Source organism: Clostridium sp. UBA1056 (genome assembly GCA_002316385.1).
GTDB lineage: Bacteria > Bacillota > Clostridia > Clostridiales > Clostridiaceae > Clostridium_J.
Genome location: DCDL01000054.1, coordinates 13,295 through 25,332, shown reverse-complemented (window position 1 = coordinate 25,332; position 12,038 = coordinate 13,295). Strand labels below are relative to the sequence as shown.

11 protein-coding genes and 1 riboswitch are annotated in these 12,038 nt (G+C 30.1%); of the genes, 2 read left to right on the top strand and 9 right to left on the bottom strand.

The window, feature by feature from the left end:
* Window positions 1-237 precede the first annotated feature (237 nt).
* Window positions 238-333: riboswitch (TPP riboswitch) on the top strand.
* Between the two features lie 118 nt (window positions 334-451).
* Window positions 452-1,099, top strand: coding sequence for an energy-coupled thiamine transporter ThiT (gene thiT / locus B3W71_RS13305; RefSeq protein WP_346889419.1), 648 nt, complete (start codon window positions 452-454; stop codon window positions 1,097-1,099).
* 103 nt (window positions 1,100-1,202) lie between these two features.
* Here thiT and B3W71_RS13300 read toward each other — a convergent pair whose 3' ends face one another.
* The 7 genes from B3W71_RS13300 to B3W71_RS13270 form a co-directional block, all read right to left on the bottom strand.
* On the bottom strand, window positions 1,203-2,009 hold the full coding sequence (locus B3W71_RS13300; RefSeq protein ID WP_346889418.1) for a hypothetical protein: 807 nt from the start codon (window positions 2,007-2,009) through the stop codon (window positions 1,203-1,205).
* Between the two features lie 93 nt (window positions 2,010-2,102).
* A complete protein-coding gene (locus B3W71_RS13295; RefSeq protein ID WP_346889417.1) occupies window positions 2,103-2,687 on the bottom strand; it encodes a hypothetical protein in 585 nt (194 codons plus the stop codon).
* 109 nt (window positions 2,688-2,796) lie between these two features.
* Window positions 2,797-4,653 carry a hypothetical protein gene (locus B3W71_RS13290; protein WP_346889416.1) on the bottom strand — a complete coding sequence of 619 codons (1,857 nt, stop codon included), beginning with the start codon at window positions 4,651-4,653 and terminating at the stop codon, window positions 2,797-2,799.
* Window positions 4,654-4,818: 165 nt separating this feature from the next.
* Window positions 4,819-5,661: a 16S rRNA (adenine(1518)-N(6)/adenine(1519)-N(6))-dimethyltransferase RsmA gene (gene rsmA, locus B3W71_RS13285; RefSeq protein WP_346889415.1), complete on the bottom strand. Its 843-nt coding sequence runs from the start codon at window positions 5,659-5,661 to the stop codon at window positions 4,819-4,821.
* Window position 5,662: 1 nt separating this feature from the next.
* Window positions 5,663-6,205 (bottom strand): ribonuclease M5, encoded by a 543-nt coding sequence (rnmV, locus tag B3W71_RS13280; RefSeq protein WP_346889414.1) that lies wholly within the window; start codon window positions 6,203-6,205, stop codon window positions 5,663-5,665.
* 164 nt (window positions 6,206-6,369) lie between these two features.
* Window positions 6,370-7,401, bottom strand: a complete 1,032-nt coding sequence (locus B3W71_RS13275; protein ID WP_346889413.1) for a 3D domain-containing protein — start codon at window positions 7,399-7,401, stop codon at window positions 6,370-6,372.
* A 317-nt stretch (window positions 7,402-7,718) separates the two neighbouring features.
* Window positions 7,719-8,483: a TatD family hydrolase gene (locus B3W71_RS13270; protein WP_346889412.1), complete on the bottom strand. Its 765-nt coding sequence runs from the start codon at window positions 8,481-8,483 to the stop codon at window positions 7,719-7,721.
* Window positions 8,484-8,813: 330 nt separating this feature from the next.
* Between B3W71_RS13270 and B3W71_RS13265 the strand changes: the two genes are divergently transcribed.
* Complete coding sequence (locus tag B3W71_RS13265) at window positions 8,814-9,581, top strand: histidinol phosphate phosphatase (protein WP_346889411.1); 768 nt, start codon at window positions 8,814-8,816, stop codon at window positions 9,579-9,581.
* A 21-nt stretch (window positions 9,582-9,602) separates the two neighbouring features.
* Here the strand turns inward: B3W71_RS13265 and B3W71_RS13260 are convergent, their stop codons facing one another.
* Both B3W71_RS13260 and metG read right to left on the bottom strand, forming a co-directional pair.
* On the bottom strand, window positions 9,603-9,851 hold the full coding sequence (locus tag B3W71_RS13260; RefSeq protein ID WP_346889410.1) for a TIGR04076 family protein: 249 nt from the start codon (window positions 9,849-9,851) through the stop codon (window positions 9,603-9,605).
* Between the two features lie 79 nt (window positions 9,852-9,930).
* The gene (metG, locus tag B3W71_RS13255) at window positions 9,931-11,871 is read right to left on the bottom strand and encodes a methionine--tRNA ligase (protein ID WP_346889409.1); all 1,941 of its coding nucleotides are present in this window, start codon (window positions 11,869-11,871) and stop codon (window positions 9,931-9,933) included.
* Window positions 11,872-12,038 lie beyond the last annotated feature (167 nt).

Below are 12,038 nucleotides of genomic sequence, written 5' to 3'. Positions count from 1 at the left end.
GACTTACTTATTTTTTGAAGATACCTTAACTAAGTTACATATTAAATACATATTTCAAGCTCTAAAACTTCTTTAGCTCTTCATATAAAGCTCCTAATATGAATATTTTTTTCTATACTTACCTCAATTATAAATATTCTTTTGAGCAGGGAGCTTTAATAATATGGCCAACTTTATATAGGCAAATCATATTGAACTATAAAAATATATATGGTATTATGATTACATAAGATAATATTATTGTGCTAGGGGTGCTTCGGCTGAGAAATGATTTTTCATTACCCTTTACCTGACCTAGATAATGCTAGCGTAGGGAAGCGATTAATAAGCTTAAGTTAATACTTAGTTATTTAGCCGTGTTCTTACGAACACGGCTTTTTTATAAAGTAAAAGATTACACTTCGGCTTCAATATTAGTCCTTAGCACTATTAAATTAAAGGAGGACTCTTTATGGAAATCTTAGAAAATATCAAAGGTATTCTAGCTAGTTGGACAACCATTGCTACCCTAGTGGGTGTCCTAATTCTATTTTGTGTGTTTATAAAAGTTAAACATATTAAATTTACTTCTAGGCTTATAGCCCACATAGCCCTAGCAGTGGCAATGTCGGTAATTCTTCAATTCTTTAAATTATTTGAATTACCTTTTGGAGGAAGTGCAACTCTTGCTAGTATGCTACCTATAGTATTAATATCATTTATTTATGGGCCTATTATAGGAATATTTACAGGCTTTGTATATGGTATATTAAACTTTGTTATTGGACCTGCATATATAGTACATCCTATTCAAGTTCTTTTTGATTATACCCTTCCTTTTATGGCAATGGGACTTGCAGGCTTCTTTAAAAATAATAAGTTTGTAGCTATTGGTGTTGCTTTCTTTGTTAAATTTATATTTCACTATATAGCTGGTATAATTTTCTGGGGTAGCTATGCTACTGAATGGAATATGGCTCCAGCAATATATTCATTGGTATATAACGGCTCTTATGTTCTCGCAGATTGTTTAATTTGTATGGCTGTATGCTCAGTTATAAATCTAAAGAGTCTCACAAGAAGATTAGCTCCATATACTAATAATGCTACATTAAAATAATTTTAAATGGCTATATTATGATAAGTTTTAAATCATCATAATATAGCCACTTTAATTCTCATAAATAAACTAATATAAATTTACTTACTCTTTATTTTATATCTTAGAAGTCTTTTGGTTTTTCTTCACTTATGTTAAATTTCCATTCTCCATTCTCTCGAATATTATTTATATAATAATTAACGGTAGAAGCATTTTCAGTCTTTTCAAATGTAACAATACCCTTATACTTTTCAGAAGTGTATCCTTCTGTTTTTATACTCATAACTACATTAAAGTCATCTCTGCTTACAGAGTCATCCATAAAGCTTACAGAATTAATCTTACTTAATTTCTTCTTAAATCCTTCAATGTCTGTAGATATTTGAAAACGTAAAGCCATGGTATCACTAGAAATATCAACTCCAATTTTACCTGAATCTTTATTAGCTGATACGTATTTATCTATAGCGCTTAGTATAGAATTATAATATATATATTCAAAGTTGATAGGTTTTCTTGTATTTGCAAAGTTTTTTATAATATCATTATCTAATCTCTCAGAAACAATATATTTATCATCATCATTGTAAAGATTTCCTCCATCTTTTTTATCAAGACCAGCTACATAATTGAAGGTCTTAACTTCAGTTGGACTTTCATATATTTCTAATATATAGTCTGGGTCTAAGGTTGACTTTTCTTCAACTACACTTGCACTAGAAAGTATATTATATATATCATTTATTACATCTTCATCAGTAACAGTAAATTTATAACTCTTATCTCTAGTACTTTGAATTGAAACCTTCATGATATTTCCTTGTCTCATATAATCAAAATCACTATTTCCTACTATTCCACAGGCGGAAATTAATGATGATGATATTACTAATAATATAATTACTAAATTTCTTTTTAATCTTCTCACCTTTGTCCTCCAATTGAAAAATTCTTATAACTTTTCATTCTTTATCTTATGTTTTATTATAATAGTTGTTATCCATTAAATCAAATAACTATTCTAATTTTCAGATGAAAAAGTTTTAACTATATTTTCAAATACTACCTGTGTATTTTCTCTAGTTTTTTTATCACTAATTATAAATGTTATCTTAACTACATAATTATTATAAGGAACATAATATTCATAGGTTCTTTTTATATTTTCTTTACTACTCTTTAAATTATACTGAAGGCAATCTAGCTCTCTATCATCTATCTTTACTTTTTCTTTTTTATAGTCTTTTATTCCCATATCTTCTACATCTGCTATACATTTATCTACTATAGATTCAACCCCTTCAGTACTATTTAAAAGTTCTATATAACCATAAGTACTAGCATCCTCTGAAACGAACTCATTTAAATATACATTTTTATCCTCTTCATTTCCTTCTATTGTGGTTAGCCAGCTACTAGGTAACTTATATTTTATCATACCATCTAGAATATCATATTGTTTAAATTCAACCATACTATTCTGAGTTAATGTAGCTATTTTCAGACTTTCTTCAAAGTATTTTCCAAATCCTAATATAACTATCATAAGTCCGGCTAGTATTATTGCTAATCCTAATTTTCTCATATTATCATCTACTAATTTCATATGTTCCCCTCCCTCCACTAATATACTATGTACTTTCTCTCCAAAATAGAATAAACTCCGAATAAAATTCGGAGCTTAAATTCCTTAATAATATTATTATTTGTAATATTTATCTCTTTACTGGTACAACAACGGTATTACCTTTTATATCATAATACATTAACCAATGACCTAACTTATCATTATCCTCATCTGGCATGAAAGTTACGAAACCAGTCCTTCCTTCATATGGTTGATCTGATAAGCTTCTTGTACCTGGGATTGCATATATGATATATTTTAAATCACCTTCATCATCACATTTATATCCTACCATGAAGTTACCATGTCTAGATATATATGGATAGTAGCAAATCATAGGATAGAAAACTACAGAATATTTATTGTAATCATAAACACAATACATATCCTCTAGTTTCTTTACACGAGCCTTGTACCAAAAACAATTTTTAATATTTTCATTGCTACCAATCTTCTCTAAACCATACACTACTTCTTTGAAAAATTTACCTTTGGCTCCAACAGGATAATCCTTATCATTCCACTCACTATTTTTATATTTTTCTGGCTTATATTCTCCATGCTTTTTCTTTGACCTCATATCTTCACAATCCCATTGATGTTTTATCTTACAGTCATCATCATACCTGTTTTTCTTCTTAGAATGTTTTTTTCTATAGCTCTTTAATCTCTCTATTTCTTCCTCATACTCTTCAAACATTCTATTTCTATCCTCATTATAATCTCCATCCCTAACTTCTAATTCATCATTTATCATATTATCATTTACTTCAGGCTCAATTTCTTCAACATTTATAATATCTACTTCATCATTTATATAATCCTCGTAACCTTTAGCTTTTCCTTGATTACATGTATTGCATGATACCCTATCACCGTCACTCCTTGTATTAGGCATTGCATTATTTAAATTCTCTATATTACTATTCATGTCACCCATACTAGGATTTATACTGCCCATAGGATTGCCCGCTTCATTAGCAGTAGCTCCTGGTGCTGGATTAGTAATTTTAGTAGAATTAGGTTTATTTAAATTCTCTATATTACTATCCATGTCACCCATACTAGGATTTATACTGCCCTTAGGATTGCCAGCTTCATTAGCAGTAGCTCCTGGTGCTGGGTTATTAACGTTTATCGGCTTAGGTTTATTTAAATTCTCTGTATTACTACTCATGTCACCCATACTAGGATTTATACTGCCCATAGGATTGCCAGCTTCATTAGCAGTAGTTCCTGGTGCTTGATTAGTAATTTTAGTAGGATTAGTTAAATTCTCTGTATTACTATTCATATCACCCATACTAGGATTTATACTACCCATAGGATTGCCAGCTTCATTAGCAGTAGTTCCAGTACCTGCATTTTTAGATGTACCTGTTTGTTTCTGAGTCATATTAGCATTATTGGCTTTACCTTGAGGCATCACTTTATTCATATTTTCATTATATGATTTTGGAGTTTCTTTTACTTGTTTTGTTATATTATTATTTTTCTTAGTAGTATTACTGTTACTCTTAGCTATAGGGGATGTATGCCAATTTTTAAGTTCTTCCCCTCCAGTGAAGCCTACCATTACAGGCATAACTTTATCTGAATTTATTCTACCAATAGCTGCTCCTTGTACATTGTCCATACTTATGTTTGTATTTGCTAAATTATTAGCATCAAATTCATTGCTAACATCAGCCTTTCCACCATTATCTATATTGACTTGACCAAGATTTACTAGTTCTTTACCGCTCTTACCTTGAACTATTAAAATCATACAGTATGGGCCTTTTTGCTTTTTAAGATTTTGAACGTAGAACGATGCTTTTGCTTTATCGTTTCTTACTTCTAACTTAGCGTAGCCTGAAGGTGTTTTATTAGAATCTAGTCCATATCCTTTTTGATCTTCTTGTAATATTATAAAAAATCTATTATAGCTTTTTCTAGCCGGCATACTCTTTACCTCCATTTTTATTTATACATTATAATATATGACTATTATGCATAAAAAATGAAGGATATTCTCTATTTATTTTTATTGACAAGTAATTTCTTCTTTACCTATTATTATTTTATTACAATATAAAATTAGATATGTTTTTAAAATAAAAAGATTCGTCTATTTACAACGAATCTCTTGTATCTTATTAGCTAAAGTCGCAAATTCTTCTATTGTTAGAGTTTCCCCTCTTCTAGTTGGATTAATATCAGCTTCTTCAAAGGCTTTCTCTTGTAACTCCTTAGATAGCCCTAAGGCTTTCATACTATTCCACAAAGTTTTTCTTCTCATATTAAAAGATTGTCTTATTATATTAAAGAAAAGTTTTTCATCCTTAACTTCAACTCTAGGCTTATCTAATTTATCTAGTCTTATGACTATAGAATCTACCTTAGGAGAAGGAATAAAGCAGCTTGGGGGTACATTCCTTATAATCTTTGTATCACAATAATACTGAGCAAGCAGAGTGAATGCTCCATATTCTTTAGTGCTCGGCTCGCCATTTATTCTCTCTGCAACTTCCTTTTGAATCATAATAATTATAGATTTTATGTTCAGTTTACCATTTAATAGATTTGCTATTATCGGTGTAGTTACATAATAGGGCAAATTAGCTACTACCTTTACACTCTTCTCATCACCTATAAGTTCTCTATAATTTACTTTTAAAGCATCTTTATTTATTAAACTAAAGTTTTCATAACTAGATAACTCTGATTCTAAAATAGGTATCAATTTAGAATCTAACTCTATGCTAGTAACTTTTTTAGCTCTTTCAAGTAGCTCCTTAGTTAATGTTCCAACTCCTGGACCTATCTCTATAACATAGTCATCCTTAGTTATGTTTGCACCATCTATAATATCTTCAAGTACTGTATAATCAGTTAAAAAGTTTTGCCCTAAACTTTTAGTAAACTTAAAGTTATACTTTTCAACTAATTCTTTTGTATTTAATTTATCCATACTAAATCTCCTTATCTACCTTCTTCATAGCTTCTATAAATTCCTCTTTAGATATACCATAATTATTTAGCCTAGTTAATAGTTGATTTGTATTACTGTATCCTATTCCTAACTCTTTTCCTATGGAATCTCTTCTTTTTTTAGCATCTTTATCTGCTGTTAACTTGAAAAAATGCATATCTTGTATTGTAAATTCATGTCTAGGTTCTTTAATCTCACACTTTGCTCCATTTAGAGCTTTTATAATAGTTTCAGGTGAGGCATTCTCTACTCCTATATTATCACCTTTTCTGCCCTCACTTTGAGTTATATAGGCATGTTTAATATCAGGAACTCTTTTAGCTATAATCCTTCTTATTTTTTCTCCAGCGAAATCAGGATCTGTTAGAACTATTACCCCTTGTCTTTTATTAGCCTCTTTTATTCTTTCAATTACTTTACTATTTATACCAAAACCGCTAACTGATATTACCTCAGCATCAACAGCTCTCTTCACAGCTGTAACATCATCTCGTCCCTCAACCACTATTACTTCCTTAATCATATAATCCTCCGTTCTTTATTATACTATATAAAATATTATGTAACTTAAATATAAAATTTATATACTTATTCATATTTATTTTGAAAATTTTCAATGTAATTATATCATAATATACTTAGTTTTATACAAATTTATATAAAAAGAAAAAATAGGAGCATTTGCTCCTATTTTAAAATATAAACGTTAACCTGTCTTCTTCCCCAATTAACAGCTTCATCGTAGCTATTAACATACACATCTACTTTGTTACCTAATATGGCTCCCCCTGTATCTTCTGCAATGGCAAGTCCATATCCTTCGATATAAAGTTTTGTTCCTAAAGGAATTACTCTCGGATCTACAGCTACAGTGCTGTATCCATCTGGATTACGTTTAACAGTTGTACCTGTTGCTGTTACAGTACCTGAATCTCCCCTATCGGAAGTATAGGCAGTTGACTCACAAGATATCACACTTGAATATTCAAAATCTTGATCGCTACTACTACCACGGGATGGTCTTTCAACAGCTACTAAGGTTCCTATATCTAATATCTTATTTATAGGATTTTTGCTAACAACTTCTTTTACAACTCTTCTATTAACTTCTTTACCATTTTCGTACACAACCTCTGTTGTGATAGTTCTTTCACCATTAGAACCATCTTGAACTACCTCTTCTACACCTTGTTTAAGCTCAGAGTTGTTTCTTGTTTCAGTTTCAAAAGCTATCGGCTGAACTTCGTCTACAAGTTCTTTCTTAACTCTTGTAACTTCAACAGTCATACCTTCTTGTAAATTTTCGTCTATAGATGGGGTTACCTTGTCCTCTTGATTTACTTTAATATTTTCAGCTTCTAACATGTCTTTTACTGTTTTTTCTGCTGATGCTATTGATAAGTTTTTTCCATCCACGACTACTTTAACATTTACTGCCTTATTGATATAAATTATGTCACCATGATTAACTTTGCTGTCTAGTTCCACAGAAATTTTATCCTTCTGAGCAACTGTTATGCCGTTGTCTTCTAATACAGTTTTTACATTTTTGGATAGTGTAGTTATTTCTACTTTCTGACCATCAACTACTACTTCAACGGTATTCCTTAACCCCCAAATAGTAACTGTGGCACTTAATAGAATTAATACAACAACGAACACCGTCTTTGGCCAAATTGAAAAATTACTTTTCAATTTATCTTTGAATTTAGTTATCATAAAGATTACCTCCCTCAGACAAGAGTACTTTGCTATTATATATTAGATACCATAGTTATGTCAAATTTAGCACTCTAATCATTGAATTGACTGAACTTAATGCATACTATGCATAATAAAAAAAATAATTAAAATAATAGCTTTAATGCGCTTTAGTTTCAGTCTTTTCTGGGTGATAGTACAGGTTTGTATTATACATATGCAAAACCAAGTTCAATTATTCTTTATAGGCTTTTTACCATAAAGTACATAGATTTTATATTTTGCATTTATATCTAGAACTTCATTTAAAAATTTATATTTCACATTATAACTCATTACTTTAAATTAAACAAGCTCTTTGTGTTAAATATTGTAATTTCTTCAATTTCTTTTCTTTCTTTTCCTTTAATTGTAGCTATTTCATCTATAATAAAGCTTATATAATTTGATTGGTTTCTCTTGCCTCTATTTGGTGTTGGAGCCATATATGGACAATCAGTTTCTACTAATAATCGGTTTAATGGCAGCTCCTTTACAACTTCCTTTATAATTTTAGAATTCTTAAAAGTAACTACGCCTGTAACTCCTATATAATATCCTAACTTTAAGCACTCTTTAGAAAATTCTACACTACCTGAAAAACAGTGAACTACGCCTATTACCCCTGGAAATTCCTTTAGTATTTCTAAAGTATCACCATGGGCATCTCTATCATGAATTATAACTGGTAATCCAAATTCCTCAGCTATCCTCATCTGTTCTCTGAAAACTTTTTTTTGTACATCTTTTGGTGGATTTTCATCCCAATAATAATCTAATCCTATCTCTCCAATTGCTACTATTTTATTATCCTTAGCTAAGCTACATATTCGCTCTTTAACTTTATCTGTAAATTCATTAGCATTTTCAGGATGAATTCCAGCTGCTGCATAAATAAAGTCATATTTCTCAGATAACTCTACAGACATCTCAAGGCCATTTAAACTAGAACCACAATTTATTACACCTATAACTCCATTATCTTTAATCTCCTTTAAGACACCATCTCTATCCTTATCAAATTGTTCATCATCATAATGCGCGTGTGAATCAAATATCATATTATCCCTACTTTCATAAATTTAATCTCATCTATAGTGTGTTATTATTTTATCTTATACCTAATTACCTCTAAAGCAATTTTCATTTGATATATATTATATCTTAAAATGATTTTTATATATAGATATCCCTTATTTAAAAATATACTTTAAAGCCTATATAGGTTCCAATAAATAAAATTCATTAATATTCCCTAGTGTAATCTATGATTGCAAACAAATTTAATGTATAAACTTTATTAAAACTTATATAGTTCAGATTATGTTATAATTATATAATGATATTTATACTATTAAAAGTTCGTCTTTTAATATGGAGGGGGTAATCTTATGATTTTTGATAGTCATATACATACTTGTTTTTCTACTGATTCTAATATGAAGCTCACTGATGCTATTGACACAGCAAATAGACACAACATTGGATTAGTTATTACTGACCACATGGATTTAAATTATCCTAAGGAAGTTGGATTTCACTTTAATGTAGATGAATACTTTGAAGAATATGGAAAATATAAAAATGATAATGTATTACTTGGTATAGAAATTGGAATGTCTTTAGATTATAAAAAAGATAATGAAAAACTTATAAAGTCCTATGACTTTGACCAAGTTATAGGTTCTCAGCATACAATAAACAATGTTGATATTGAATACCAAGCTATTTATGATGGTTTATCCTATAGTGAAGTATTAAATAACTATTTTCAAGAAATTTGCAAATGTATAAAAGCTCATCCATACATAGATACTTTAGGTCATATAGATTTTATATCTAGATATGCTCCTGTAAGTGATAGTGAAATTTATTATGATAAATATAGAGATTTAATAGATGGCGTTATTAAAGTTTGTATTGATACTAACACTGCTATGGAAATAAATACTCGTAGAATAAAAAGCAAAGTAGCCTTTGATAATCTAAAAAAAATATATAGCAGATATAGTGAATTAGGTGGAAAATATGTAACTATAGGTTCTGATTCCCATACCCATGTTTCTATTAATAATAACTTTAAAGAGGCTCTTTTATTATGTGAAATATGTAATGTTAAGCCAGTATATTTTAAAAACAGAAAGCCTGAATTCTTCTAATTGTTCAGGCTTTCTATTTTTTTACTCTATGACTTCTCCCTTAACCTTTACTCTTCCTCCATCAGGACATGAAAGCTTAAACTCCTTTCTGCGTTCATCCCCAAAATCTAAATCTCCTCCATTAAGCAAAGTATATACACTTGGATAAATATTTTGCCATAGCTCATGGCAAATTGGTGGACAAACATCCTCTACCTCATAAATATCTCCTCTTTTATGATATCCTCCTCTGCATTTGCTCTCTAAAATTGTTATTCTTACCTTCCCCATACTAATCCCCTTGAATAATATAATATTTCTCTTTAATTATATATTAAAAAGCCACATCCAAAGGATGTGACTTTTTAAATTAACGAACTATTGAACCTGATTCAATATCTCCTGGATCTACTACACATAATTTTGAGTCATCATCTGTAGCTGCAGAAAGAATCATACCTTGGGATAATTCACCCCTTAAGGTTACTGGTTTAAGGTTAGCAACTAAAACTACATTTTTTCCAATTAAATCTTCTGGTTTACAATGCATTGCAATCCCTGATATGACCTGACGAATTTCTCCCCCCATATCCACCTTAAATTTTAAAAGTTTCTTCGCCTTTTTAACTGGCTCACATTCTAAAACTTTAACTACTCTAAGGTCGATTTTTTCAAAATCATCTATAGTCATTTCTTCTTTAATCGGAGTTATTTCTCTCTTTTGCGCTGCTTTTCTTTGCTCTTCTTGAATTTTCTCAGCTTCCTTTACAATAGCTTCCACATCTATTCTTGGGAATATTGACTCGCCCCTATTAACTTTTGTTCCTGGTACAGTTCCATCAAATGAAACTAAAGTTTCAAGTGCCACCTTATTTGTATTTATTTGCTCATTAATCTTCTCACTAGTAGCTGGCATAAATGGAGCAATAAGTCCAGATATAATTCTTAAACTTTCACATAAGTTATATAATACTGTTGCAAGTCTTCCCTTTTGTGCTTCATCCTTACCTAATATCCAAGGCGTTGTCTCATCAATATATTTATTAGTTCTTCTCATTAGACTCCAAATTTGGTCTAATGCATCTGAAACTCTCAATTGATCCATTTTCTTTTCCACTAACTTAGGAGTAGCTAAAGCTAAAGAAATAAGTTCCTCATCAACAGTGTCCTTTACGTCTGGTGATGGAATTACTCCCTCAAAGTATTTTTCCACCATAGTAACTGTTCTAGATAAAAGATTTCCTAAAGTGTTTGCTAAATCTGAGTTAATTCTCTCAGCTACAAGTTCCCAAGTAATAATTCCATCATTATCAAATGGCATTTCATGAAGTACAAAGTAACGAACAGCATCAACTCCAAAGAATTTAACTAATTCATCTGCATATATAACATTTCCCTTTGACTTACTCATCTTGCCATCACCTTGTAATAACCATGGATGACCAAATATTTGTTTTGGCAATGGAATATCAAGAGCCATTAACATAATTGGCCAATAAATTGTATGAAAACGCAAAATATCCTTACCTATTAAATGCAAATCAGCTGGCCAATATTTTGTATATGTTTCATCACTATTTCCATCCATATCATAGCCAAGTCCAGTTATATAATTTGAAAGAGCATCAATCCAAACATATACAACATGCTTATTATCAAAGTCAACAGGAATACCCCATTTAAAAGAAGTTCTTGATACACATAAATCTTGAAGTCCAGGTAGTAAAAAGTTATTCATCATCTCATTCTTACGTGATTCTGGTTGTATAAATTCTGGATGTGTATTTATATGTTCAATTAATCTATTGGTATATTTACTAAGTTTTAAGAAGTATGCCTCTTCTTTTGCTGGCTGTACATCTCTACCACAATCTGGGCACTTTCCATCCTTAAGCTGTGACTCTGTAAAAAACGATTCACAAGGAGTACAGTACATCCCCTCATACTCGCCCTTATATATATCTCCTTGGTCATATAACTTCTTAAAAATCTTTTGAACTTGTTTTTCGTGATAATCATCTGTTGTTCTAATAAATTTGTCATAAGACGTATTCATCAAATCCCAGATATCCTTAATTTGACCTGCAACTCCATCTACGAATTCCTTAGGTGTAACCTTTGATTCTTCAGCTTTTAATTCGATTTTTTGACCATGTTCATCTGTTCCAGTTTGAAATCTAACATCATAGCCTGATAGTCTCTTATAACGAGCAATAGTATCAGCTAAAACAATTTCATAGGTATTTCCTATATGTGGCTTTCCTGATGTGTATGCTATAGCTGTTGTAATATAATATGGTTTTTTTGTCATCTTTCTTCCTCCTAAAATATTTATATTTCTTGTTGAGTATAATTTAATGTACTTTAAGTACTAATTTTCTTTATACATTTTTATTATATCCTCTCTTATTATGGTCAAACTCTTAGTTATGACCTATATAATTAGCTATTACTAGCTTAGGCATCTGAAAATAAATA